25 protein-coding genes and 1 tRNA gene are annotated in these 21,818 nt (G+C 64.6%); 18 read left to right on the top strand and 8 right to left on the bottom strand.

From position 1 onward, the window contains the following. Window positions 1-22: 22 nt before the first annotated feature. Entirely contained in the window at window positions 23-307 is a 285-nt protein-coding gene (locus tag LDZ21_RS08800) for a hypothetical protein (RefSeq protein WP_244792825.1), read from the bottom strand. A gap of 111 nt (window positions 308-418) precedes the next feature. Between LDZ21_RS08800 and LDZ21_RS08795 the strand changes: the two genes are divergently transcribed. Next, window positions 419-1,087, top strand: coding sequence for a hypothetical protein (locus LDZ21_RS08795; protein WP_244792823.1), 669 nt, complete (start codon window positions 419-421; stop codon window positions 1,085-1,087). A 275-nt stretch (window positions 1,088-1,362) separates the two neighbouring features. Continuing rightward, entirely contained in the window at window positions 1,363-2,106 is a 744-nt protein-coding gene (locus LDZ21_RS08790; RefSeq protein WP_244792821.1) for a DUF2968 domain-containing protein, read from the top strand. A 30-nt stretch (window positions 2,107-2,136) separates the two neighbouring features. Here the strand turns inward: LDZ21_RS08790 and LDZ21_RS08785 are convergent, their stop codons facing one another. Beyond that, on the bottom strand, window positions 2,137-2,364 hold the full coding sequence (locus tag LDZ21_RS08785) for a hypothetical protein (RefSeq protein WP_035970054.1): 228 nt from the start codon (window positions 2,362-2,364) through the stop codon (window positions 2,137-2,139). 136 nt (window positions 2,365-2,500) lie between these two features. On the opposite strand from LDZ21_RS08785, the gene LDZ21_RS08780 reads away from it, so the two are divergent. Further along, window positions 2,501-2,746: a hypothetical protein gene (locus LDZ21_RS08780; protein ID WP_035970053.1), complete on the top strand. Its 246-nt coding sequence runs from the start codon at window positions 2,501-2,503 to the stop codon at window positions 2,744-2,746. A 43-nt stretch (window positions 2,747-2,789) separates the two neighbouring features. On the opposite strand, the gene LDZ21_RS08775 is transcribed toward LDZ21_RS08780, so the two are convergent. After that, window positions 2,790-3,299 carry a PRC-barrel domain-containing protein gene (locus LDZ21_RS08775; RefSeq protein WP_035970052.1) on the bottom strand — a complete coding sequence of 170 codons (510 nt, stop codon included), beginning with the start codon at window positions 3,297-3,299 and terminating at the stop codon, window positions 2,790-2,792. Between the two features lie 193 nt (window positions 3,300-3,492). On the opposite strand from LDZ21_RS08775, the gene LDZ21_RS08770 reads away from it, so the two are divergent. Then, window positions 3,493-4,173, top strand: coding sequence for a reverse transcriptase-like protein (locus LDZ21_RS08770; RefSeq protein WP_244792819.1), 681 nt, complete (start codon window positions 3,493-3,495; stop codon window positions 4,171-4,173). 3 nt (window positions 4,174-4,176) lie between these two features. Here the strand turns inward: LDZ21_RS08770 and LDZ21_RS08765 are convergent, their stop codons facing one another. Then, complete coding sequence (locus LDZ21_RS08765) at window positions 4,177-4,920, bottom strand: SDR family oxidoreductase (RefSeq protein ID WP_244792817.1); 744 nt, start codon at window positions 4,918-4,920, stop codon at window positions 4,177-4,179. A 220-nt stretch (window positions 4,921-5,140) separates the two neighbouring features. Here LDZ21_RS08765 and LDZ21_RS08760 point away from each other — a divergent pair, with 220 nt between their 5' ends. The 4 genes from LDZ21_RS08760 to LDZ21_RS08745 all read left to right on the top strand — a co-directional run bounded on the left by LDZ21_RS08760 (window position 5,141) and on the right by LDZ21_RS08745 (window position 8,798). After that, window positions 5,141-6,298 carry a porin gene (locus tag LDZ21_RS08760; RefSeq protein ID WP_483305139.1) on the top strand — a complete coding sequence of 386 codons (1,158 nt, stop codon included), beginning with the start codon at window positions 5,141-5,143 and terminating at the stop codon, window positions 6,296-6,298. A gap of 17 nt (window positions 6,299-6,315) precedes the next feature. Beyond that, window positions 6,316-6,942: a LysE family translocator gene (locus tag LDZ21_RS08755; protein WP_244792815.1), complete on the top strand. Its 627-nt coding sequence runs from the start codon at window positions 6,316-6,318 to the stop codon at window positions 6,940-6,942. A 197-nt stretch (window positions 6,943-7,139) separates the two neighbouring features. Then, window positions 7,140-8,666 carry a peptide MFS transporter gene (locus tag LDZ21_RS08750; RefSeq protein WP_244792813.1) on the top strand — a complete coding sequence of 509 codons (1,527 nt, stop codon included), beginning with the start codon at window positions 7,140-7,142 and terminating at the stop codon, window positions 8,664-8,666. Between the two features lie 55 nt (window positions 8,667-8,721). Next, window positions 8,722-8,798 (top strand) — tRNA-Met (locus tag LDZ21_RS08745). Between the two features lie 327 nt (window positions 8,799-9,125). Here the strand turns inward: LDZ21_RS08745 and rpsU are convergent. The 4 genes from rpsU to LDZ21_RS08725 all read right to left on the bottom strand — a co-directional run bounded on the left by rpsU (window position 9,126) and on the right by LDZ21_RS08725 (window position 10,985). Next, complete coding sequence (gene rpsU / locus LDZ21_RS08740) at window positions 9,126-9,338, bottom strand: 30S ribosomal protein S21 (RefSeq protein ID WP_006999077.1); 213 nt, start codon at window positions 9,336-9,338, stop codon at window positions 9,126-9,128. Between the two features lie 166 nt (window positions 9,339-9,504). Beyond that, window positions 9,505-9,837 carry a 2Fe-2S iron-sulfur cluster-binding protein gene (locus LDZ21_RS08735; protein ID WP_404980512.1) on the bottom strand — a complete coding sequence of 111 codons (333 nt, stop codon included), beginning with the start codon at window positions 9,835-9,837 and terminating at the stop codon, window positions 9,505-9,507. Beyond that, the gene (locus LDZ21_RS08730; RefSeq protein ID WP_244792811.1) at window positions 9,834-10,427 is read right to left on the bottom strand and encodes a YigZ family protein; all 594 of its coding nucleotides are present in this window, start codon (window positions 10,425-10,427) and stop codon (window positions 9,834-9,836) included. The genes LDZ21_RS08735 and LDZ21_RS08730 overlap by 4 nt, the downstream gene beginning before the upstream one ends. A 27-nt stretch (window positions 10,428-10,454) precedes the next feature. Then, the gene (locus LDZ21_RS08725) at window positions 10,455-10,985 is read right to left on the bottom strand and encodes a GNAT family N-acetyltransferase (RefSeq protein ID WP_244792809.1); all 531 of its coding nucleotides are present in this window, start codon (window positions 10,983-10,985) and stop codon (window positions 10,455-10,457) included. Between the two features lie 320 nt (window positions 10,986-11,305). Between LDZ21_RS08725 and LDZ21_RS08720 the strand changes: the two genes are divergently transcribed. The 10 genes from LDZ21_RS08720 (at window position 11,306) to astD (ending at window position 21,804) form a co-directional block, all read left to right on the top strand. Next, window positions 11,306-12,892, top strand: coding sequence for an EAL domain-containing protein (locus LDZ21_RS08720; RefSeq protein ID WP_244792807.1), 1,587 nt, complete (start codon window positions 11,306-11,308; stop codon window positions 12,890-12,892). A gap of 19 nt (window positions 12,893-12,911) precedes the next feature. Beyond that, a complete protein-coding gene (locus LDZ21_RS08715) occupies window positions 12,912-13,310 on the top strand; it encodes a hypothetical protein (RefSeq protein ID WP_035967058.1) in 399 nt (132 codons plus the stop codon). Window positions 13,311-13,545: 235 nt separating this feature from the next. After that, window positions 13,546-14,235, top strand: a complete 690-nt coding sequence (locus tag LDZ21_RS08710) for an ABC transporter permease (protein WP_244792805.1) — start codon at window positions 13,546-13,548, stop codon at window positions 14,233-14,235. 13 nt (window positions 14,236-14,248) lie between these two features. Further along, the gene (locus LDZ21_RS08705) at window positions 14,249-14,962 is read left to right on the top strand and encodes an ABC transporter permease (RefSeq protein WP_244792803.1); all 714 of its coding nucleotides are present in this window, start codon (window positions 14,249-14,251) and stop codon (window positions 14,960-14,962) included. Window positions 14,963-15,016: 54 nt separating this feature from the next. Next, complete coding sequence (locus LDZ21_RS08700; RefSeq protein ID WP_244792801.1) at window positions 15,017-15,808, top strand: ABC transporter ATP-binding protein; 792 nt, start codon at window positions 15,017-15,019, stop codon at window positions 15,806-15,808. Window positions 15,809-15,878: 70 nt separating this feature from the next. Next, window positions 15,879-16,850 carry a GlxA family transcriptional regulator gene (locus tag LDZ21_RS08695; protein ID WP_244794800.1) on the top strand — a complete coding sequence of 324 codons (972 nt, stop codon included), beginning with the start codon at window positions 15,879-15,881 and terminating at the stop codon, window positions 16,848-16,850. A gap of 138 nt (window positions 16,851-16,988) precedes the next feature. Next, window positions 16,989-18,218 (top strand): aspartate aminotransferase family protein, encoded by a 1,230-nt coding sequence (locus tag LDZ21_RS08690; protein ID WP_244792799.1) that lies wholly within the window; start codon window positions 16,989-16,991, stop codon window positions 18,216-18,218. A 24-nt stretch (window positions 18,219-18,242) separates the two neighbouring features. Next, window positions 18,243-19,289: an arginine/ornithine succinyltransferase subunit alpha gene (gene aruF, locus LDZ21_RS08685; RefSeq protein ID WP_244792797.1), complete on the top strand. Its 1,047-nt coding sequence runs from the start codon at window positions 18,243-18,245 to the stop codon at window positions 19,287-19,289. Then, window positions 19,286-20,311, top strand: a complete 1,026-nt coding sequence (astA, locus tag LDZ21_RS08680; protein ID WP_244792795.1) for an arginine N-succinyltransferase — start codon at window positions 19,286-19,288, stop codon at window positions 20,309-20,311. Before aruF ends, astA begins: the two co-directional genes overlap by 4 nt. 20 nt (window positions 20,312-20,331) lie before the next feature. Further along, entirely contained in the window at window positions 20,332-21,804 is a 1,473-nt protein-coding gene (gene astD / locus LDZ21_RS08675; RefSeq protein ID WP_244792793.1) for a succinylglutamate-semialdehyde dehydrogenase, read from the top strand. Window positions 21,805-21,818: the final 14 nt, after the last annotated feature.

The following is a 21,818-nucleotide window of genomic DNA, read 5'->3' as shown; positions in this document are numbered from 1 at the left end:
CGCAGGCATCGTCTCTAGCGGCTTACTGCTTCATCGTGCCGGTCGCCTTCCCGCCACCGGACGGCGCTGCCGATGCGTCCGGAGACATGCCTTGCTCGCGCTGCTGCATCAGCGTGCCGCTGCCGGACGTCCCGGCCGGTGCGCCGCCTTGCGATGCATCATTGGAGCCCGGCATCGGCGATGCGCTCGGCTGTCCCTGCATCTGTTTCGGTCGTTGATTCATCTGATCGCGCGACATGTCTTGCGCGAAAGTGGCTGTGCTGGCAAGCGCGAGGAGTGCGCCTGCGATTGCTGCGGTCGCTTTCATGACTGTCTCCTGGTATTGGGCGCAAGACGCGCCGCTGCACTCGTTCAGCATCGACCGTGCCGCGGCTCGTCAAAGCGACTACGATAAAGCGTCGGCTGAAAGCGATGGCAATTGACTGCCGATTCACTACAATTCGCGATCCAAACGAATTTAGCGACCCAAAAACCAATTTATTGGGTTATTGCGACGGAGTGTTTCATGTCGACCACACTTAACGATTTTTTGGCATGGAGCGAACGCTTGCCGGATCAGGCTACCGAAGAAGCGAAATTGCTGCATGCCTTGATAGAGCGGCGCGAAGCGGAATTAAGGACGGGCATCGCCGATTTGATTGCCGCAGTAAGCCAGCGCGAGAACTGGAAATTGCAACGATGTGCGGCCACCGCCCGGCGCGTCGAACAAACGTCTAAGGTGCATCTGGAAGCGGTCTATGAGTATTTCCGCGACCGCAGCGAAGGGCGCCTGCATTACGAGCCGCCGGAGGTTCTTGCGGACTCGCTCGGCGGCCAGTCCGCGGGCCCGGACCGCCTGTGCGAGCCGGTGCTCGCGCACGCCAGCGCGTCAGCTACAAACGCTGAAGGTTCGGTAGCCACGCCGGTCATCGAACTGTATGGGCGATTGCAGTCGCTCGAAGCGCTCGTGGCTCAAACACCGGGTATCGGCTGCGGCGTTCAAGGTGTCAGGATCATGCGCATGGTGGCGCTGATGTCGAAAGCGCGCTCGGCGCAACTGGCGAATCTGCGACTCAGCGGAACGCAGGCTGTCTATCGCCATTCGTGATTATCTGTATTTTTAGCTTGCCGCGCGAAACACGATTTCGCACGAATTATGACGCTTTGTCTGTGTATTAAAACATTGGCGAGGCTTGGTGAAGCCGTAATTGCATCCGTTTATGACTCGCCTATACTTGGATTTCATCAGCCGATAGCGAACGGGCGACGTCATTTGCAATCCAGATGAGTTCCATGCAACGTTATCGGCAGCCGATCGCGCATGACTTCGATTCGTGAACGCTCGATGTCGAGCATCGTCGGCAAGCCAACCCTGGAGTCATTGTGAAAAGCCTGCTAAGCAGACGAGGCACCCTTCTCGAAAGCGCACCTTCCTTCCTGGTGCGGCAAAAAACGAATGCGCCGGTCCGTTTTGCCGCGCCGCTCAAATCCGATGACGATACCTCGTCCGACGACCTCCCCGCGAAGGCGCTGCCCGCCGCGGCTACCCCGCGCGTGACGCCGCTGCGGGCGGTCGGCGCAATGGCGCAACCAGGACCGCACGCGCTGCAGGCCGCGCAGATTGCCGAAGTCGAATGGCTAGTGCAGCAGGGAGTGCTCGCAACGTTTCGCACGTTTCAGAGCTTCGCTTATTCGGTGAGCCTGTTTTTCCATCCGCGCGACCTGACCTACTATGCCGTGCTTCATCACGAAGACGCCGTCTGGCGCGTGCTGAAAGCCGGCGATATCAGCGCCGCCGAGCCGGCATTCCGCCATTTTGCGGAGCAGGCAATGCGCCTCGCTGACGCCGACATGCGGCGTATCCATCTCCAGGCGCAAAACGACCAGTTTGCGAGGCTCATCGCGGATTCTGAAGCGCAGGTGGAGCGCGTGCGGGTCGACCTTCAGCGAGGCAGCACGCAGGACCAGGAAGTCGCGCTCAGGCAGCAGGAGACTCGCAAGGAACTCGCGCAACTGGAGGCGCGTCGCGTCGCCGCGCAGGCGCAGTTGAACAAGCTGCAAAGACAAATGCATCAGTTGACGGCGACCAGCAACGAGAACGTTCCCTTCCTGCCGTCCGGGCGCTGAAGGCGGAATGACGCAACGGGCGCGCTGCGCTCAGTGATCGCTTTTGGCGGCGTAGGGCGGGCGTTCCTGCGAGATGTAGCTGCTGAGTCCGCGTCCGGCGCGGGCGTGGCGCTTCATCTGCTCGACATGCGCCCGGCCCGGCGTGCCATAGTCGTACAAATAAGTGACGCCGTTGGCGAAGCGGACCTCGATGCTATCGTCCCGAATCTCGAATGCGGATACACCGGAGTTACCGGCCAGATTCCGATAGGGCGTCATCAGCTTCCTTTCGTCATTCGTTCGCGTTGACGCAGCGTGCCGTCCGCGAACGACAGATTCGAAAAGCCGGGCTAAAGAACAAGCAATCCCGGCCGATATCGTTGTCATGTGTCAGCGACGGGGGCCTCAGGCAGTCATGGAAAAAGACCAATTGCCGTTTCTCGATTCGGACGATCCGCATTTTCAGCATGCACGCGCGCTGAGTCTGTCCGTTGGCGCGATTCGTCGCGCGCAAGGTAAAAGTAATCCGAACGACTTTCCGGTCGGTTCGCTCGAATGGCACTTCGCCGTCGAGGATTTCGCGAGCGATGTGCTCCGCGCGCTGATGGGCGACGGTTCCGAAACCGTCGACATCCCGCTCGGCGAACGTCCGCTCGACTAGCGAGACCGGCGCGCCGGGGCGATGCCGTCCCGGCGCGTTACGATCAGAGCTTGACGCCGCCCGCTTCGGGCGCGTCCACGCCTCCGGGCGGGATCGCGCCGGTGGCGGCGACGTCGCTCGACCGCGTGTCGTTCGACCAGTACGGCTCGCGGCCGTAGTGCGTGTGAACGCTGCTCGCCCAGACGCGGTCGGCCATCGACGGCCACGCGTCCTTGTCGAAGCCCGGCGCGTTGCGCACCTGATCGGCGGTAGCGGCGATGCGGAAGCATCGATTATCGGTGTCGAGCGTCAGCGCGCTCCATGGCACTGCGAGCAGTTTGTCGCCGATGCCGAGAAAGCCGCCGCTCGACAACACCGCATACGCGATGCGGCCGCTCCGTACGTCCAGCATGATTTCCTTCACCGAGCCAACGTCGTGTCCGTCGCTGCTGAGCACCGGATTGTCATCCAGCGTGCTGGCAGCCATGACGTCGGGGCCGGGACCGGCAGCCGTCGACGCGCCTTTCCCTACGATCGTCGCGCCGCCGGAAGACTGCTCCATCGATTGATTCATGATCTGCTCCTTGCAGGTTCCAGGCCAATGCCTGGCGGGTTGTCAGATCAACGCGGTTTCGCCAGCCGTGCGTGTCCGGTTATCTTCTTCCGCAAGCAAGGAACATGCCGTCTGTGGGGCATCCGCCAATGCCGACGGGTGGCGCGCGCAGGCGTCTGCTAAGCTGCCCGCTCCTCAATCCCACTTGCCGCCCATGGTCGAATTGCACGAACTGCTTGCCGTCGCCTACAAGAAAGAACGCTTGCGAAGCCGCAGGCTTGTCAGGCACGCGGGATTGTCGGAGCACGCGGCACTCGTGCGAACGCTAGAGGAAGCGGCGGCGGAGCAGTCTTTGCGCGATCTGGTCGACGCACGCCGCGCCGCGCAAGCCAAAGCCGCCGATGCATTGCGACTCCGCCAGCTCGAACGTGCGACGCGCGCGAAACGACGCACGGCGTTCGACGATTCATCGGCGGGTGAGAGCGACGCCTGGATCGGCTGGTTCGATGGTTCCGCGCTGCCGAATCCGGGGCGCATCGGCATCGGCGGGGTGTTGAAGGCGCCGCACGGCGAGCGCATCGAAATCAGCGCGACGGCGGGTATCGGCGATAGCAGCTTAGCCGAGTATCTGGCGCTGCTCGCGCTACTCGAGGCAGCGGTGCAGAACGGGGCGACGCGGCTCGTGATCTACGGCGACAGCCGCGTCGTCATCGACGACGTCGCCGCACCCGCAAGCGGCGGTATACGCCGGCTCGCGGATCACGCCGAGCGGGTGCGCACGCTCATCGCGCGGATCGGCGATGTGCGCCTGCAATGGATTCCGCGCGCCCGCAACGCCGACGCAGACCGCCTCTCGCGGCAGGCGCTCGGACTGCCCGCGCTGCGCGCCGCCTGAGAGTCAGGCGAGTTCGCGGATGTCGGCGGTCGGCGCGCTGCCGAACGCATCGCTCAACAAGTAATCGACGAGCTTGCGCGCCGACTCTTCGGGCGTCGCGAGTTGGCCCTCGCGCTTGAGCGCATCGAAGCGCTCGCGCAGCGGGAAGCGGTCTAGCCCGGCGCCGCGAATCTCCGCCTGCATGTCCGTATCGACGACGCCCGGCGCGACGCTGCAAATCCTCAGCGACGGGTTGTCATCGAGCGCGACGGCGCGGGCGTGGTGATCGAGCGCGGCTTTCGTCGCGCAGTAGATGCTCCAGCCGGGATAGGCATTGCGCCCGGCGCCGCTCGAGATATGAGCGACGCGCCGATCCGCCACATGCGCACTCTGCGCGGCGAACGCCGCGGCGATCATCAGCGGCGCGGCGACATTCACGCTGACGGCGCGTGCGATCGCCGCCGCGTCCTGACTCGCGAGCGGCCCGACCGGGGCGAGCAGTCCCGCATTGTTCACCAGCACCACGCGATTCGCGCCCGCCACGAACCGCCCGAGCGCGCCGTCCGCGAGCCAGGCGGTGAGGGCGGCGAGATCGGCGAGATCGAGTTCGACTTCCTGCAGCCGGCCGGGATAGCGTGCGGCCAGCGCGGCGTTCCGATGGCGCGAGAGCGCCAGAATGTCGGCGTCGAGCGACAGCAGCGTGTCGGCCAGCGCCGCGCCGAGGCCGCGCGTGTGGCCAGTGACGATTGCGAGAGTTTTGTTGGGCATCGAATGGTCCGGTTGCATGAGGGAAGCGTCGCGTCGATTCTAGCGACAGGCCGCGGCGAGCGCCGCGACGCTAATAGCGTCGAATCGGCAGAAAGGAAAGGGGCAGACGGTCGTTCGTTGGTTAGAGGTCACAGCGCGCCACTACGCGGGTTTTTTACCTGACAAGATCGAGCGAGGAATCGACAATCTCGTCAGTCAAAAAACGCATCCGGAGCATCTTATGCCGATCAGTCCCGCAGACTGCCTTTCCGCCGAACGTCCCGCCCGCACTCGCTATCGAGCGGAATCCAGGGCCGTGATGGCCGCGTGTATCGCGTTCGTCGGTATTCCGGCCTGTGCGTGGGCGCAAAGCTCCCTGCAGCTTTATGGCGAACTCGACACCGGCGTCGCGTATGTGAACAACGTCGGCGGACATGCGCAATATCGGCTGACCACCGGGACCATCGACGGCAGCTACTGGGGCCTGCAAGGATCGGAGGATCTCGGCGGCGGCGCGCGGGCGATCTTCCGGCTGGAGCGCGGGTTTGCCGTATCGACGGGCGAGGGCATCAACGATCATCCGATGTATGTCGGACTCGGCACCGATGATCTCGGCACGCTGACCTTCGGCCGCCAATACGACTCGCTGCACGACTATTTCGCGCCGTTCACGCTGACGGGCGGCGCGGGCGGGACCGCGTTCGCCCACTTGCTCGACAACGACAACGCCAACAATTCGTTCCTCGCGGCCAATTCGGTGAAGTACACGAGCGCGACATACGGGGGCTTCAGCTTCGGCGGCCTCTACGCATTCTCCAACCAGGCGGGACAGTTCGCGAACAATCGCGCGTACAGCATCGGCGCGAATTATTCGGCGGGTTCCTTCAGCGCGGGCGCGGCTTATCTGCACAACAACGGGCGCGGCAACACGGCCAATGGCGCTTACGACACGCTCGCGTTGCCTGGCGCCGCGCCCGGCGCGGTAGTCAACGCGACCGTTCAGCGCCAGAACACGTTCGGCGTAGGGATGAGTTACGGCATCGGCGATTTCCAACTGGCGGGCACGTTCTCGCGCTCGATCAACACCGGTCCCGTCGATGCCGACACCGGCGACGCGCTCGCCTCGCTCGCGCTCAACAACTACGAGGTCAACGGCATCTACAAGCTGACGCCGGCCATCCTGCTCGCGGGCATGTATGTGTACACGAACGGCGGCGGGGCGCACTGGCACGAAGGCGCGTTGCAAGTCGACTATCTGTTGGGCAAGCGCACCGATGTCTATGTCGAGACGATCTATCAGCGCGCGTCGTCGCAAGCGCCGGCGATCATCAACAGCAACGACCCGGCAAGCGGCCGTAATCAGCTCATGTTCACGACGGGCATCCGTCACCGCTTCTGACTCCCGGCAGGTGCATAGTGTCGCTCGAGACTTTCTGGTTGTTCGTTCCGGCGTGCTTCGCCATCAACATGGCCTTCGGGCCGAACAACATGCTCTCGCTGTCGAACGGCGCGCGCGAAGGCGTGCGCGCTTCCGTGCTGGCGTCGTTCGGGCGGCTGGCGGCGTTCGCGATCATGATCGTCATCGCGGGACTCGGGCTCGGCGCTTTGTTGCTCGCGTCCGAAGCGCTATTCACGGCGGTGAAGCTCGCGGGCGCGGCGTATCTCGTGTGGATCGGCGTGAAGCTGATTCGCTCGGGGCCGTCGCTCGTCTCGAACGCCGACGCAGGCGGCCCGGCGGGCGTCGCGCGGCTGATGCGCCAGGAGTTTCTCGTCGCGGCGGGTAATCCGAAGGCGATTCTCGTCTTTACCGCGTTCTTTCCGCAGTTCGTCGATCGCACGGCCTATGCGACGAGTTTCGCCATCCTCGGCGCGATCTTTTTGCTGCTCGAACTCGTGGCGATCGTCGTCTATGCCGCGCTCGGTGCGCGTCTGACTTCCTTCTCGCGCGGCGCACGCAAGCTGAAATGGTTCAATCGCACGAGCGGGGCGCTCATGATCGGTTTTGGCCTCGTGCTGGCGTTCGCGCGCCGGCCGGCCGCGTGAGTGCCTGAGTCCATCGCTCTGCTGTTTCTGATTCGCGCAAGCGCATTTCAAGATACGCGCTCGCCGCGAAATCCTGATCGGCGATAATTGCCTGTTTCTGGCAGCCATCGTCCATTACGCGGCGATGTTCGTTCTCACTTCTGAACGCGTTACTCGAAAGCGCGACGCACTGCTTATCGCCGTTGAAGGATTTCCCAATGAAGAATCAAACGCCCGCGGTATCGCGGACGCGCTCGTTCACGACCGTCTTCCTGATCGAAATGTGGGAGCGTTTTGGCTATTACGGCATGGCGGCGCTGCTCGTGCTGTTCATGATCGACAAAATCGGTTTCGCCGATGAATACGCGAACCTGACCTGGGGCGCATTCACCGCGCTGGTTTTCGCGGCGCCGTCGGTTGGCGGCTGGATCGGCGACAAGGTGCTCGGCACCCGACGCACGATGACGATTGGCGCGGTCGTCCTCGCCGCTGGTTATCTAATGCTCGCGCTGCCTTTCGATGCGCTGGGCTTCCTGTATGCGTCGCTGGGCGTGGTGGTCGTCGGTAACGGATTGTTCAAATCGAATGCGGCTAATCTCGTGCGCCGCATCTATGAAGGCGATGACGCGCAAATCGACAGCGCCTTCACGATTTACTACATGGCGGTGAACATCGGCTCGACTGCGTCGATGCTGGCGACGCCGTGGATCAAGGACCATTGGGGCTGGCATGCCGCGTTCGCCGTCTGCTGCAGCGGCATGCTGCTCGGCCTCGCCAACTTTGCGCTGATGCGCCGCACGCTTGCGCATATCGGCTCCGCACCGGACGATCAGCCGATCCGCTGGAATCACTTCGCTGCGGTCGTAGCGGGCGGCGTGGCGCTCGCAGCGGCGACGGTCTTTATCCTCCAGCATCAGACGGTGGCGCGCGTGTGCGTGTGGGTGGCCGGGCTCGGCATTCTGGCGATCTTCGGCTACATGCTCACGCGATGCGATCGCAGCGAAAGGGCGGGCCTCGTCGCCGCGCTGATCCTGACGTTGCAGGTGATCCTTTTCTTCGTGTTCTATCAGCAGATGTCGACGTCGCTGACGCTCTTCGCGCTGCGCAATGTGGACCCGGCGTTTTCGATCGGCGGCGTTCATCTCTTCACCTGGAGCGCGGCGCAGTTTCAGGCGCTCAATCCGATCTGGATCATGTTCCTGAGTCCTGTCCTCGCCGTGCTTTATGCGCGGCGCGCGCGGCGCGGGCGCGATATCCCGGTCGCGGGCAAGTATGCGCTGGGCTTCGTGGTTGTCGCGATCGGCTTTTTCGTGTTCGGCCTGAGCGGACGATACGCCGTGGAAGGACGCGTGTCGTCGTGGTTCATGGTGGCCGGCTACGGACTGTATTCGCTCGGTGAATTGCTGGTGTCCGGGCTCGGCCTCGCGATGATCGCGCGTTACGTGCCGGCTCGCATGGGCGGCTTCATGATGGGCGCTTATTTCGTGGCGACGGGTGTATCGCAGTACTTGGGAAGCCTCGTCGCGAATATGGCGCGCATGCCTTCCGGCGATCTCGATCCGCTGCGCTCGCTGCCGCTCTATACGCACTTGTTCGTGTGGCTCGGCTGGCTCGCGACGGGCGGAGCAGTGGTCGCGATTCTGCTGCTGCCGCTCTTGGGCAAGCTCTCGCGAGCACACCACAATGCGGTGCTCGCCTCGAACGATGGTAGAGGCGCGCAATTGGGCACGGCGTCGGCGTCGTGATGAAAAGACTGTTTGACTTCTTAGGCGCGTCCGGTCTATAATCTTTTTCTTCAGACGCGGGGTGGAGCAGTCTGGCAGCTCGTCGGGCTCATAACCCGAAGGTCGTAGGTTCAAATCCTACCCCCGCAACCAAGATGTCAAGCAAAGAGCCCGGTCCAGCCGGGCTCTTTGCTTTTGTGCACCCAATCGATGCAAGTCACCGCAACCAAGTGACGGCAACGTTCCGTCCGCTCGGCGCTATAGACCTTCCCAAACACAAAAAGCCTGCATGAGCATCGACTCATGCAGGCTTTTTGCTATTCCGACAACCGGTTCCGACGGGCGCACGCGGCAGGCGTGCTACTCGCGAGCTTTCGCCCGTGGCTGAACGCCACGGCATTGGCGAAACCGCGACCCGCCGATTTCCGGCGTACTGACCGAAACTGAAAGGGCGAGGGCGATGCCCGCGCCATCAGTCGATCAATAGAATTTTTTCGGCAGTTGCGCGCGACGGATCTGCTTGCGCAGGCGAGCGACAGCAGCAGCTTTCTTGCGCTTGCGCTCGGTGGTCGGCTTCTCGTACGCCATACGCGACTTGAGTTCTTGAATCAGGCCCGTGCGTTCGACGGTACGGCGAAAACGACGCATGGCGACGTCGAAAGGCTCGTTCTCTTTCAACAGTACTTTAGTCATTGAAATCTCGGTTGATCTGGCCCTGCCAGAAATTGGGCAAAGCGCAATTGTACACTTTTTGAGAGCCGCTCCGCATCCCCTTTGAGCGACGATGTGCTTGCAGAGGTTCCGGACTCACATCGTAGGTCGTTGAATCGTGACGACAATCCCGAAATACCCGCGTGCGTCAGAAGCCGCGCGAGCGAACCGCACGCGGCGCGGCGGCGGCAAGTTTCGTGTCCGGCTGGTCGATCGTCACGTCCGATCGAGCAAGCGCGACGCACGGAAGAATCCAGCCATCGGCTTTCTCTTCGGCGGTCAAACCCGGCCAGTCGATGCGATAGCCGATCTCGCCCGCGATCAGCCGGCACATGCACGCGCGGCATGTGCCGTTGCGGCACGAACTCGGCAGCGACACGCCGCCGCGCAACGCCGCCTCTAGCAACGAAACGCCGCCCTCCGCTTCGACGACCTGCCCGCCCGGCGCGATCGTCAGCTTGAAAACGCGCGCCTCGTTCACGCGTGGACCTCGATGATCGCCCGGCCGTTCGTCAGATCGCGCAACTCCGCGGCGGCCGATTCGCGCTCGGCGGCGGGCATGCGCACGACGAGCCGTACGGTCATCGCGTAGGCGCTGTTGACGAGTTCGGCGTCGTGCTGCTCGATCCATCGGCGCACGCGGGCTTCATCGGCATAGTCGATGTCGACGTTCATCAGCCCGCGCTCGATGCGCTCTACGCGCTCGGCCGACTGCATCGCGGTGGCGATCGCATCGGTGTAGGCGCGCACGAGCCCGCCCGCGCCCAGCTTGATGCCGCCGTAGTAGCGCACCACAGCCGCGAGCACGCCATCGACCTCATGGTGCCGCAGCACTTCGAGGATAGGCCGGCCCGCGGTGCCGGACGGCTCGCCGTCGTCGGACATGCCCGACTGCCCGCCGGCGAGCAGCGCCCAGCAAACGTGCGTCGCGCCCGGATGCTCGGCGCGCAGCCGGTCAAGCTCGCGCATCGCGGCATCGCGATCAGTCACCGGAATGGCCAGCGCGATGAAGCGACTCTTGCGTATGTCGATTTCGGCGCTGACGGGAGAGGCGAGGGTGTAGGTCGGCAAGGCGGGTGACTTCGCGAATCGGAAAAATCAGGAAACCGTCATGCCGAGCGGGCGCTGCATCAGCACGCTATCGACCCAGCCGCCGAGCTTGAAGCCGACATTGCGCAGCACGCCGACGTGCTCGAATCCGAGCCGCGCATGCAGTGCGATCGATCCCGTGTTGCCGCTGCTGCCGATGACCGCGACCATCTGCCGCCACGGCCCTTGCTCGCAACGCGCGATCAGCGCCGACAGAAGCGCGAGCCCGATGCCGCGCCCGCCGAAGCCATCGGCGACATAGACCGAGTCTTCGATCGTATGCCGGTACGCCGAGCGCGCCCGATACGCCGATGCATACGCGTATCCCGTGATCTCGCCGTCGAGTTCCGCGACGAGGTAAGGCAGGCCGGCGGCGACGATCGCCGCATGGCGCGCACGCATCTCATCGGCGGAAGGCGGGGCTTCTTCGAACGTGGCGAGCGCGTGGAGCACGTAATGCGAATAGATGCGCGCGATGGCGTCGAAGTCGCCGGGTGTGGCGTCGCGAATCACGGGCGGGCGGGCGCTGGATAAAGTCATGGCGGTTTCGAATCGAGCAACGGATTTGCACGGCGCGACCAGGCCGCAAAAGGACCGCACGCGCGTGCTTGCAAGCCGGAATTCTCTCACGCCGCGCCGGGGCAAATAAATGTGCGGCGGGCCGTGCGCCAGACCACGAAAACCGCGACTTATTGCCGAATTAAAACGTTGAAGCGCGCGACGGCCCGACCCTACACTTACTCGCTTGTGTAGCGATTCGCATTCGCGGCCTTCGCTCGCGCCGGCACAACGGAAATTTCTCCGGCAACGCGCGCCACAGCGTGAGAGCCGCTCGCTTCGCGGCGCGACCATGACACGCAATGAACAACTTTCAACGTGGGGCGCTTGCGGCGCTTCTGATCGTCATCGTGGGGACTGCGGCGCTCGCACCCGCGGGGATCGGCTTGGTCGTCGCGGCGCGCAGCGAGCGGCAGCAGCGCGTCGAACGCCTGAGCATCCTCGCCGATGCCGCGCTCTATCGCGCCGAGGACATCACGCGCCGTCTGTCGGGCGCGCTCGGCGAAATCGGCAAGGTGAACGAAACGCCGTGCTCGACGCCGTATCTCCACGCGCTTCGCCAGATCACGCTCACGCACGACCAGGTCCGCGACGCCGGCGCGTACGATCGCGACGGCCGCTGGCAATGCTCATCGCTCCTAGGCGCGGTATCGGCGGGTACGTTCGATGGCCTCACGTTGCCGCCGCCGGACTGGCGCTCGTCCGACGGACTCAGCGCGTGGTACGGCCTCGCGCGCCTGCCGGGCGGCAAGGAATCGCTCGTGCTGGGCCGCGACGGCTTCTATATCACCGCCGACCCGTCGCTTTACGTCGATGGCATCGATGCCAATTTCACGCACGAGGGCCGCGTCGCCGTGATCAACACCGAAGCGCGGCGGGTGATCGCCGGCACGCCTTCGACGGATGCCTCCGCCGTCCTCGCCGTCTATAGCCAGCACAAGCCGCCGCCGGATTGCTCGGCCGTCGCGGTGCGCCAGTCGGCGTCGATGCCGCTCGCGGTCATCGTCAGCGTGCCGCGCGAAACATGGCGGCAACGCGTGCGCTCGCTGCCGTGGGGGTGGCTCTTCGGCGGCGTCGCGGTCGGTCTTGCCTGTGCGTGCTGGGCCGCGTATTTCGTCGTGCGCAGGATTTCGCCGCGCGGACAGTTGAGCGACGCCGTGCGGCGGCATCAGTTCATCGTCGCGTATCAGCCGATCGTCGATCTCGCCACGCGCCGATGCGTCGGCGCCGAAGCGCTCGTACGCTGGAAGCATCACGACCGCATCGTGCGGCCGGATCATTTCATTCCGCTCGCGGAACATGGCGGGCTGATCCAGGCGATCACCGATCAGGTGCTCGACACCGTCCTGCTCGAACTCGGCGAGTTTCTCCGGCACTACGACGATTACTACATTTCCGTGAACCTCTCGGCTTCCGACCTGACGACGCATCGTTTTCTCGACGTGCTAGGCCCGGCCATCGAACAGCAGGGCGTGCGGCCGCAGCAGATTCGCATCGAGGCGACCGAGCGCGCGTTCCTCGACGCCGACGCCGCGAAGGACGTCATCAGCGCGTTCCGCCGCGCGGGCCACGCGGTCTATCTCGACGATTTCGGCACGGGCTATTCGAGCCTGTCGCACTTGCAGTCGTTCAGCGTCGACGGGCTGAAGATCGACAAGTCGTTTGTCGATACCGTCGGACAGGACGCCGCGTCGAGCAGCGTGGCGTCGCATATCATCGAGATGGCGGCGACCCTCGACGTGCAGGTGATCGCCGAGGGCATCGAGCGCGAGGAGCAGGCCGCGTATCTGCGCGCACGCGGCGCGCAGTTCGGGCAGGGCTGGCTATTCTCGCCGCCGCTTTCCGCCGCCGACTTCGTCCGCTACGCGGGCGAGACGCGCATCAGCTAAATCCAACAAGGCAAAGTTCATGGACGATCACACCGCAGTATCCTTCCTTCGCGACGTGCGGCATCCGCTGCTCGGACTGCATCGCGCCGTGCTGGCGCACTTGCGCGCGCGGCACGAGGCCGAGTTCGGGCCGGTGTCGCCGGGCGAGTTTCTGCAAATCGTCATCAACGGCAGCGCGTATCGCTGGCTTGCTCCGTTGTCGACGCTGATTGCGGCCATCGACGACGTTCTCGACGACAGCGAAGCCACGCCCGATGCGCGCATCGCCCATGCGAAGGCGGTCGCCGCGATGTTCCGGGCCGAAACCCGCGACGCAGCCTTTGCGGAGCGCTTTCTGCCGCTGCTGCAGGAAAGTCCGGAAATCGCCGTGGCGAACGGGCACGTGGTGCAGGTCGTGCGGGGCAGCGCGCGCGACTAGCCGGCGCATCTTCTATCGAAAAAGCGACGCAAAAGCACAGATTCCGCCCGCCGCGAGGATTGACGTTTCCACGGCCATGACGCGGCGGCGGCGCGCGTGCAGTGGGCCGGGCGCCCCGCGCGGTCACGAATGGCCGTTTGCTGCATCGCAATAAACCAGCGCCGGTCCGTTTGAGCGTTTATTTCGGCTTGCGACGATCGCCTCCCATCGAACGACGGAAACGAAGGAGGCGCTCGTGACGCTGTACGGCTACGGCCCGCTGCTTTGGGCGGGCGCAAAAGAGACGCTCGCGCTCGCGATGCTTTCTCTCGCGGTATCGGTGCTGCTGGGGCTCGCCGGCGCGTCGGCGAAACTGTCGCGGCACGGCTTGCTGCGCGGCATCGCGACTGCCTATACGACGCTCATTCGCTCGGTGCCCGATCTCGTGCTGATGCTGCTGCTTTTCTACAGCATCCAGATCGCGATCAATCACGTCACCGACGCCTTCGCCTGGGAACAGTTCGACATGGACCCGTTCACGGCCGGCGTGCTTACGCTCGGCTTCATCTACGGCGCGTATTTCACGGAGACGTTCCGCGGCGCATTCCTCGCGGTGCCGCGCGGCCAGCTCGAAGCGGGCACCGCGTACGGCATGAGCGGCATGCGGGTGTTCGGCCGCATTCTGTTTCCGCAGATGATGCGCTTCGCGCTGCCGGGCATCGGCAACAACTGGCAGGTGCTGGTGAAGGCGACGGCGCTCGTGTCGATCATCGGCCTCGCCGATGTCGTCAAGGCGGCGCAGGACGCCGGCAAGAGCACCTTCAACATGTTCTTCTTCGTGCTCGTGGCCGCGCTCATCTATCTGGCGATCACGACCGCATCCAACCTCGTGCTGATGACGCTCGAGCGCCGCTACTCGACGGGCGTGCGTCACGCCGACCTCTGACCACGGAGCCGCCATGATCCCGATCCTCGCCGAATACTGGCGTCCGTTCCTGTACTCCGATGGCATGCACGCCTCGGGTCTCGTCGTCACGTTGTGGCTGCTGGCGGTGTCGATCGCAATCGGCTTCTGCGCGTCGGTGCCGCTCGCCTGCGCGCGCGTGTCGAAACGCCGCTGGCTCTCGACGCCCGTGCGCCTCTATACCTACGTGTTTCGCGGCACGCCGCTCTACGTGCAATTGCTGCTGCTGTACACGGGCATGTATAGCCTCGAATTCATCCGCAGCCAGTCGCTGCTCGAAGCGTTCTTCCGGAGCGGCTTCAACTGCGCGGTGCTCGCGTTCGCCCTGAACACGTGCGCCTATACCACGGAAATCTTCGCCGGCGCGATCCGCGCGATTCCGCACGGCGAGGTGGAAGCGGCACGCGCGTACGGCATGGGCACGTTCACGATGTACCGGCGCATCGTCCTGCCGTCCGCGCTGCGCCGCGCCTTGCCTTTGTACAGCAACGAAGTGATCCTGATGCTGCACGCGACGACGGTCGCCTTCACGGCCACCGTGCCGGATATTCTGAAGGTGGCGCGCGATGTGAATTCGGCAACCTATGAATCGTTCGGCTCGTTCGGCGTCGCGGCGCTGCTGTATCTCGCCGTTTCATTCGCGCTCGTCGCGGCGTTCAGGCGGGCCGAGCGCCGCTGGCTTGCTTATTTGCGGCCGGCCGCGCATTGACGGGCGTTAGAATCCGCAATCGTGGCGTACCCATCATCACCCGAGGAGAATGCGTTGGAGCCCAAGCCCACAGACGTCGCGACGAAACTCGCCGCACAGGACATTCACAAGCGCTACGGCGATAACGAAGTGCTCAAGGGCGTGTCGCTGTCGGCGCGTGCGGGCGATGTCATCAGCATCATCGGCGCGAGCGGATCGGGCAAAAGCACGTTCCTGCGCTGCATCAATTTTCTGGAAAAGCCGAACGCGGGGCAGATCGTCGTCGATGGCGAAGCCGTCCGCACGAAGACCGATCGCCACGGCAATCTCGATGTCGCCGATCACAAGCAGCTTCAGCGCGTGCGCACGAAGCTCGCGATGGTCTTTCAGCACTTCAACCTGTGGTCGCACATGACGGCCATCGAGAACGTGATGGAAGCGCCGATTCACGTGCTCGGCATCCCGAAGAAGGAAGCCGAGGAACGCGCCCGCGAGTATCTGGAGAAGGTCGGCCTGCCGCCGCGCGTCGAGAAGCAGTATCCGTCGCATCTGTCGGGCGGACAACAGCAGCGCGTGGCGATTGCACGCGCGCTCGCGATGCACCCCGACGTCATGCTCTTCGACGAACCGACGTCCGCGCTCGATCCTGAACTCGTCGGCGAAGTGCTGAAGGTCATGCAGAAGCTCGCGGAAGAGGGCCGCACGATGATCGTCGTCACGCACGAGATGGGCTTCGCGCGCAACGTGTCCAATCACGTGATGTTCCTGCATCAGGGGCGCACGGAAGAGGAGGGCGTGCCGTCCGAGGTGCTCACGCAGCCGAAGAGCGAGCGTCTGCGGCAGTTCCTGTCGGGCAGCCTCAAGTAACGTGGCAAGTCCATCGGGCCCGGTGCGCGGGCCGCTGCAAGTGGCGATCGTCGCTCTTCCGCCGGTCTCGATGAGCGGCATCGGGCCGGTCATCGACAGTCTCGCGCTCGCCAACGAAATCGACGGTCATCGTCTCTACGAGTGGCGCGTGTGTTCGTGGGACGGGCGCGCCGTGCCGCTTTCCGGCGGCGCGCAACTGCCCGCCGATTGCGCATTCAACGACGCGCTGCAATGCGACTGGCTCATCGTCGTTTCCGAACGCTATCAGCAGTTCGCGGACTACCGGCTCTTTCTCGCGAGCCTCGCGCGTGTCGCGCCGCGCACGCCGCTCGTCTCCGGCATTCATCATGGCGTCTGGTGGCTCGCGATGGCCGGGCAGCTTGCGCAATATCGCGTCGCGGTGAACTGGGAGACGTATCAGCAGTTCACGGAGCAGTTCGAGCGCACCATCGTCACGCAGCAGATCTTCGAAATCGACCGCGATCGCGCGACCTGCGCGGGCGGTCAGGCGAGCATCGACTTCATGCTCGCGATGATCGCACGCGACCACGGCCAGGATCTCGCCGAGCGCATCGCGGATTCGCTGGGCATCGGCGTGCTGCGCGCGGGCACCGAGCGTCAGCGCATTCCGTTCGTGACCGCGCCCGGCGAGCGGCATCCGCGACTGAACGATGCGTTGCAACTGATGGAAGCGAACATCGAAGACCCGCTCGCCACCGATGAAATCGCGACGCTCGTCGGCATTTCGCGCCGGCAACTGGAGCGGCTCTTCCGGCAATATCTCGGCGCGATGCCGTCGAAGTACTACCTCAATCTGCGCCTCACCAAAGCGCGCACGCAACTGCAGCGCACGAGCAAGTCCGTCGTGCAGATCAGCCTCGCGTGCGGGTTTTCATCGGCGGCGCATTTTTCCAATGCGTACCGCGACCGCTTCGGCGTGACGCCGCGCGAGGAACGCCGCAACTGGATCGAAAAGCAGCGCGGCGGCGCAGTGGACGAGCCGCGCGGCGGCGCGCTGATCGAGCGCCCCGGCACGCGCTGAAGGCGCGTCGAAGGCCATCGAAGCATGTCGCGAACGCGCAAGACGGAACGCGTGCGATTGCTTAATATCGGAAGCATTGCAGTGCGCGATCAGCACGGCGCACGACCCGTGCAGCACGAACCAGAAAAGGAGTGGCTCATGACCGACATCAATGTGAATCGCGGTACGTTCGACGAAGTAATGGTTCCGGTATTCGCGCCGGCCAGTTTCGTGCCCGACCGGGGCCGCGGCTCGCGCGTCTGGGACACCGAAGGACGCGATTACGTCGATTTCGCCGGCGGCATCGCCGTAACGGCGCTCGGGCATGGGCATCCGGAATTGCTGAAGGTGCTGCACGAACAGGGCGACAAGCTCTGGCACATCGGCAACGGCTATACCAACGAGCCGGTGTTGCGTCTCGCGAAACGCCTGACCGATCTTACCTTCGCGGATCGCGCGTTCTTTGCGAACTCGGGCGCGGAAGCGAACGAAGCGGCGCTGAAGCTCGCGCGCCGGTACGCCATCGACAAGTTCGGGCCGGAGAAAGTCGAGATCATCTCGTTCACGCAGTCGTTTCACGGGCGCACGTTCTTCACCGTGAGCGTCGGCGGCCAGCCGAAGTATGCGGAAGGCTTCGGCCCGCAGCCGCAAGGCATCCGTCATCTGCCGTACAACGATCTGGCGCAGGCGCTCGATGCGATCAGCGACAAGACCTGCGCGGTGATCGTCGAGCCGGTGCAGGGCGAAGGCGGCGTGCTGCCCGCGGATCCCGCGTTCCTGAAGGGCTTGCGCGAAGCGTGCGACAAGCACGGCGCACTGCTGATTTTCGACGAAGTGCAAACGGGCGTCGGCCGCACGGGCACCTTGTACGCGTACATGCAATACGGCGTGACGCCCGACATCCTCACCACCGCGAAGGCGCTCGGCAACGGCTTCCCGATCGGCGCGATGCTCACCACCGACGCCATCGCGCAGCATTTCAAGGTCGGCGTGCACGGCACGACATACGGCGGCAATCCGCTCGGCGCTTCGATTGCGGAGAAGGTCGTCGAATTGATCAGCGATCCGAAGCTTCTCGAGGGCGTTAGCGTGCGCGGCGCGGCCATCCGGGCGCATCTCGAACGCATCAACGAGCGCTTCGGCATGTTCAGGGAGGTTCGCGGTCGCGGCCTTCTGATCGGCGCGGAACTGGCCGATGCCTACAAGGACCGCGCCAAGGACGTGCTCAACGCGGCGGCGGCGAACGGCGTCATCATGCTGATCGCCGGGCCGAACGTGATCCGCTTCGCGCCCTCGCTCATCATGCCGATGGCCGATCTCGACGAAGGCTTCGCGCGCATCGAGAAGGCGATCGAGCAGGTCGCGGGCGCGGCGGCCGTCGCGCGCTGATTCATCGCTAAACAGGAAACGACGATGCTATTCGTTCGTCCCGCAAGACTCTCCGATCTCGACGAACTCGAACGGATGGCGCGCACCGCCCAGCCCGTGCTGCACTCGCTGCCGCGCGACCGCGAACAGCTCGCGAGGCGCGTCGCGCTCTCCGAGGATTCGTTCCGCGCCGAGGTCGACTTCCCCGGCGAGGAGTTCTATCTCTTCGTGCTCGACGACACGGACATGGGCCGGCTGCTCGGCACGTCGAGCATCGTCGCGTCGGCGGGCTATTCCGAGCCGTTCTACACGTTTCGCAACGACGCGCTCATTCACGCATCGCGCGAGCTGAAGGTGAACCGCAAGATTCACGCGCTCACGATGTCGCACGAGCTGACGGGCAAGAGCCGCCTGACGGGCTTCTATATCGATCCGTCCTTGCGCACGCCCGAAGGCGAAGCGGCGGCGCATCTGCTGTCGCGCGCGCGGATGATGTACGTCGTCGCGAACCGCAAGCGCTTTTCGGGCGAAGTCTTCTCGCTGATGCTCGGCGTCACCGACGATGCCGGCTCGTCGCCCTTCTGGGAGGCAGTGGGCCGCAAGTTCTTCGGGCGCGACTTCGAGCAGGTCGAGCTCGAATCCGGCGGGCGCAGCCGAACTTTCATCGCCGAAGTCATGCCGACGTACCCCATCTACGTGCCGCTTCTGCCGGGCGAAGCGCAGCGCGTGCTGGGCGAGCCGAACGACAGCACGCTGCTCGCGTATGACATTCACCTGGAAGAAGGCTTCGAGCCGGACCGTTTCGTCGATATCTTCGATGCCGGCCCGGTGCTGACGCTGGCCGTCGACAAGAGCGCATCGGCGGGTTCGGGCGAATTGCGCCCGGTGCGCGATGGCGTCGTCGCGGGCGGCGCGCCGTATCTGATCGCGGCGGGCGGCGCGCATGGCTTCCGCTGCATCCTCGCCGATCTGAACGGCACACGCGCCGATGGCGCCGCATTGACCGCCGCCGCACGCGACGCCCTCGGCGTGCATGAGAAGGACACGGTGCGTTGCGTGCCGCTGCATCAAGCCTCGGGAGAAATGCAATGATCGTCGTGCGCTGCGTGCAGCCGGGAGATGTCGACGCGCTCGTCGCGCTGGCAAAGGAAACGGGCCCGGGGCTCACCACGTTCAAGCCGGATAGGGAGGCGCTGGCGGCGCGCATCGAGCGCGCACGCCGCACGCTCGCCGACGATGCCGCGCCCTACGAAGCCGGTTACTTCTTCGTGATGGAAGACACCGCGACCGGCGATGTCGCCGGCGTGTGCGGCATCGAAACGGAAGTCGGGCTGGAGCAGCCGTTCTATAACTATCGCGTCGCGACCGTCGTGCATGCGAGCAAGGATCTCGGCGTGTGGACGCGCATGTCCCTGCTCAACATCTCGCACGATCTCACGGGTTACGCCGAAGTCTGCTCGCTGTTCCTGAGCCCGCGTTATCGCACGGCGGGTGTGGGCGGGCTGCTGTCGCGCTCGCGCTTCATGTTCATCGCGCAATTCAAGCAGCGTTTTCCGCAGCGGCTCTGCGCGGAGTTGCGCGGCCATTTCGACGAGAACGGCGAATCGCCGTTCTGGAACGCGGTCGGCTCGCATTTCTACCAGATCGATTTCAACGAAGCCGACTATCTCAGTTCGCACGGCAAGAAGTCGTTCCTCGCGGAACTGATGCCGCGCTATCCGGTGTACCTCGATCTGCTGCCCGAGGACGCGCAACGGACGGTCGGCGTCACGCATCGCGATACCGCGCCCGCGCGCAAGATGCTCGAAGCGGAAGGGCTGCGTTACGAGAATCACGTCGATATCTTCGATGCCGGCCCCGTGCTCGAATGCCACACCTCCGATTTACGCACGGTGCGCGAGAGCGTGCTGGCGACGGTGCGGATCGGCGAGCGGGTTGCGAAAGAGGGCGAGGCGAAGAGTCTCGTATCGAATACGTCGCTCGAAGATTTCCGCTGCGGCGCGACGACAGGCGCGGTCGAAGACGGCGCGTTCCTCCTCACCGCCGACGAAGCCGCCGCCTTGCGCGTGAAGGCGGGCGACACGGTGCGCGTGCTGACATCGCAGCCGCGCTAAAAATCAAGTTGAGACAAGTCATGGATATCCGGAACGAGCTGTACATCGGCGGGGAATGGCAGGACGGCAACGGCGCGGCGTTCGCTTCGCGCAATCCCGCGAGCGATGAGATCGTGTGGCAGGGCAAGAGCGCATCCGCCGATGACGTCGATCGCGCGGTGTCGTCGGCGCGGCGCGCGTTTGCGTCGTGGTCCGCGATCACGTTCGACGAGCGCGTGGCGATCGCCAAGCGCTTTGCCGCGCTGCTCAACGAGAACAAGGAAGCGCTGGCGCACGCAATCGGCCGCGAAACCGGCAAGCCGTTGTGGGAAGCGCGCACCGAAGTGGCGTCGATGGCCGCGAAGGTGGATATCTCCGTGCAGGCTTATCACGAGCGCACCGGCGAGAAGCGTGCGCCGATGGCCGATGGCGTCGCGGTGCTGCGGCACCGGCCGCATGGCGTCGTCGCCGTGTTCGGGCCGTACAACTTTCCGGGGCATCTGCCGAACGGGCATATCGTGCCGGCGCTGATCGCGGGCAACGCGGTGGTGTTCAAGCCATCGGAACTCGCGCCGGGCGTCGCGGCGGCGACCGTCGCGCTGTGGACCGAAGCGGGGCTGCCTGCCGGCGTGCTCAATCTCGTGCAGGGCGAGAAGGACACGGGCGTCGCGCTGGCGAATCATCGGCAGATCGACGGGCTGTTCTTCACCGGCAGTTCGGATACCGGCACGCTGCTGCATCGCCAGTTCGGCGGACGGCCGGAAATCATCCTCGCGCTGGAGATGGGCGGCAACAATCCGCTCGTCGTGGCGCAGGTGGACGACATCGACGCCGCCGTGCATCACACCATTCAGTCCGCGTTTCTCTCGGCGGGCCAGCGCTGCACGTGCGCGCGGCGTCTTCTCGTTCCCGACGATGCCTTCGGCGAGCGCTTCATGCAGCGGTTCGCGGAAGTCAGCGCGAACATCCGCGTCGGCGCTTATGACGAAGACCCGCAGCCGTTCATGGGCGCGGTCATTTCGGCGCGTGCGGCGGCACGGCTCGTGCTGGCCCAGACGCAGTTGATCGATGCGGGGGCGAAGCCGGTGCTGGAGATGAAGCAGCGCGCGGCGAACCTCGGTTTCGTCACGCCCGCGATCCTCGACGTGACGGACGCGCGCGACGTTCCCGACGAAGAGCATTTCGGCCCGATGGTGCAGGTCACGCGCTACACGACGTTCGATGAAGCGATCGCGCGCGCCAACGACACCGCCTACGGCCTGTCCGCTGGCCTGCTCGCCGACGACGAAGCCGCGTGGACGCACTTCCAGCGCACGATCCGCGCGGGCATCGTCAACTGGAACCGGCCGACCAACGGCGCATCGTCGGCGGCGCCGTTCGGCGGTATCGGGCGCTCGGGCAATCACCGGCCGAGCGCGTACTACGCGGCGGATTACTGCTCGTATCCGATGGCGTCGGTGGAAAGCGCGCAATTGCAGATGCCGGCGAGCGTATCGCCGGGGCTCACGTTCTAAGCATCGGGACTCGA

This window comes from Caballeronia grimmiae, assembly GCF_022879615.1.
Lineage (GTDB): Bacteria > Pseudomonadota > Gammaproteobacteria > Burkholderiales > Burkholderiaceae > Caballeronia > Caballeronia grimmiae.
This window is presented reverse-complemented; position numbering and strand designations above follow the sequence as displayed.